Below are 2,900 nucleotides of genomic sequence, written 5' to 3'. Positions count from 1 at the left end.
CCTTCCGGTTGTTCACCCGCACGATGTAGTCCCCGCGCGGGATGCCCACGGCCTCCAGCGTGTCGGCCAGCATGGCGCAGATCTCGGCGTCTGCCGCGACGGAGGCCGCGCCCACGGTGTCCGCGTCGCACTGGTAGAACTGCCGGTAGCGCCCCGGTCCCGGCTTCTCGTTGCGCCAGACGGGGCCCATGGCGTAGCGGCGATAGGGCGTCGGCAGGTCGTTGCGATGCTGGGCGTAGACGCGGGCGAGCGGCGCTGTCAGGTCGTAGCGCAGCGCCAGCCAGTCGCCCTTGCCGTCGTCCTCGTCCTCGGCCCAAGCAAAGACGCCGGCGTGCGGGCGGTCCACGTCGGGCAGATACTTGCCCAGCGCCTCCAGGGTCTCGACCGCAGGGCTTTCCAGCGCCTCGAAGCCGTAACGGCGGTAAACCTCGGCGATGCGCCCGAGCATCTCGGCGCGCTCGGTCACTTCCGCGCCGAAATAGTCGCGGAAGCCCTTGGGCGTCTCTGCCTTGGGGCGCGGTGTCTTCTTGGGCTTCGCCATGGCGCGCGCGGTCCTGCGGTCGGGTCCGGCGCCGTCTAGCCCAAGGGGCGACAGGGGGCAAGCGAAGCACCGGTGGCGGGGGCGGGCAGCCGGACGGGATCAACATGTCAGGGCGGCTCCCGTCGGCGCGGTCACGCAGCGGCGCCGGGTCGCGTGCCGTCGGTCTGCGCGGTAGGCCGGGAGGATCTGCGCACGGATGCCGCGCGGTCTGCCCGACTGGCGCAGCGGTATCGCCACGGCGCGGGCCCGCCCTGCGCAGCCGGGCGGCCGAACGCGTGGTGCAGCGCGCGGGCATGGCGGGCCGCGCCCGGTCGCGCCGCCGCGCCCGCAGGCCGCTTGTCCCCCGGCCCCTCCACTGCTTCAGTGCCGGGCGACAGGGGGCGCCCGCGGGTGCCGACGAGCGGCGGAGGCGGGCCATGCGGATCGTGACGGAGTTTCCCCACAAGGTGCGCGAGATCTTGCACACCACGGTGCCGATGCCGGACGGCACGCGCCTTGCAGCGCGCATCTGGATGCCGGAGGGGGCCGAGGAGGCGCCCGTTCCCGCGATCCTCGAATACATCCCCTACCGCAAGAACGATCACACGGTGCTGCGCGACGCCACGATGCAGCCCTATCTGGCCGGGCACGGCTATGCGGTGGTGCGGCTGGACCTGCGCGGGGCAGGGGACTCCGAGGGGCTGATGGAGGACGAATACCTGCCGCAGGAGCTGCAGGACGGCTGCGACGCCATCGCCTGGATCGCCGATCAGCCCTGGTGTGACGGGCAGGTGGGCATGATCGGCATCTCCTGGGGCGGGTTCAACGGGCTGCAGATCGCGGCCCTTCGCCCGCCCGCGCTGAAGGCCGTCGTCACGCTCTGCTCGACCGACGACCGCTATGCCGACGACATCCACTACATGGGCGGCTGCCCGCTGGGCGAACAGCTCTCCTGGGCCTCGGTCATGTTCGGGCGCAACACCCTGCCGCCCGATCCGGCGAACGTGGGGCCGGCCTGGCGGCAGATGTGGATGCAGCGGCTGCAGGGCAGCGGGCTGTGGCTGAAGACCTGGCTGTCGCACCAGAGGCGCGACGCCTTCTGGCGCCACGGCAGCATCTGCGAGGACTGGGCGGCGATAGAGGTGCCTGTCTACGCCGTCTCGGGCTGGGCCGATGGATATTGCCGCAGCGTGTTCCGCCTGATGGAGAACCTCACGGGACCGCGGAAGGGCCTCGTCGGCCCCTGGGCGCACAAGTATCCGCACATTGGACAGCCCGGGCCGGCCATCGGCTTCCTGCGCGAAGAGCTGCGCTGGTGGGACCACTGGCTGAAGGGACGCGACACCGGCATCATGGCCGAGCCGATGCTGCGCCTCTACATGCAGGACAGCGTGCCGCCCGCCGGCCACTATACGCACCGCCCCGGCCGCTGGATCGCAGAGCCCTCATGGCCTTCGCCCAACGTCAGCCGAACCGCCTTCCGCCTGGGCGCGGACGGGCGGCTCGCGGCAGGGGGCGAGCTGCCCGCGGGCACGCTGTCGATCACCTCGCCGCTCGACGTGGGCATGGCCTCGGGCAAGTGGTGCGGCTACGCCAAGCCCGGCGACGCGCCGCTCGACCAGCGCCGCGAGGACGGCGGCAGCCTCTGCTTCGACACCGCGCCGCTCGCGGAGGCGCTGGAGTTCGCGGGCGACCCGGTGATGACCCTCGATCTTCAGGTCGACCGCCCCGTCGCGCAGGTGGCGGTGCGCCTTGTCGACCTGCACCCCGACGGACGCGGCACGCGGGTCAGCTTCGGGGTGCTGAACCTGACCCACCGCGACGGCCACGCCGCCCCCCAACCGCTCGAACCCGGACGCCGCTACACCGTCCCGGTCCCGATGAAGCACGTGGCGCAACGTATCCCCGCAGGCCACAGGCTGCGCGTCGCCGTCTCCACCAGCTACTTCCCGATGATCTGGCCCGCGCCGGAGCCCGTGCGCCTGACGCTGCACACCGCGGGCTGCGCGCTCGACCTGCCGCTGCGCCCCTGGTCGGAGGCGGACGGCCGCCTGCCGGACTTCGGCCCGCCCGAGGCCGCGCCACCCCCCGAAACCGAGACGCGCGCGCCGCACGATCCCTGCTTCGAGATCGCCGAGGACGCGGTCACCGGCCGCTGGCAGATGCGGCTCACCGACGGCATCGGCACGCTGCGCTTCGTCGATCACGACCTCACGCTGCAGGCCGAGGGCGAAGAAAGCTACACCATCGCACCCGGCGATCCGCTCTCCGCCACCGCCGAAGCGCGCTGGCACCACGCCGTCTCGCGCGGCGACTGGCGCGTCTCCAGCACCACCTGGACCCGCCTCACCGCGGACGCGACGCACTTCCGCATCGAGGC

2 protein-coding genes are annotated in these 2,900 nt (G+C 72.5%); one reads left to right on the top strand and one right to left on the bottom strand.

What is annotated here, in order from left to right; all coding sequences use genetic code 11:
* Positions 1–541: ATP phosphoribosyltransferase regulatory subunit (locus tag ACLFOB_RS14760; protein WP_410926582.1), on the bottom strand; the 541-nt coding region annotated here is incomplete at its 3' end.
* Between the two features lie 416 nt (positions 542–957).
* Here ACLFOB_RS14760 and ACLFOB_RS14755 point away from each other — a divergent pair.
* Positions 958–2,900 (top strand): CocE/NonD family hydrolase (locus ACLFOB_RS14755; protein WP_410926581.1); only part of this gene is annotated, 1,943 nt, incomplete at its 3' end.

Source organism: Rhodosalinus sp. (genome assembly GCF_046542825.1).
Classification (GTDB): domain Bacteria; phylum Pseudomonadota; class Alphaproteobacteria; order Rhodobacterales; family Rhodobacteraceae; genus Rhodosalinus.
Note: the sequence above shows the minus strand (reverse complement) of the source record. Positions and strands in the feature narration are given on the sequence as shown.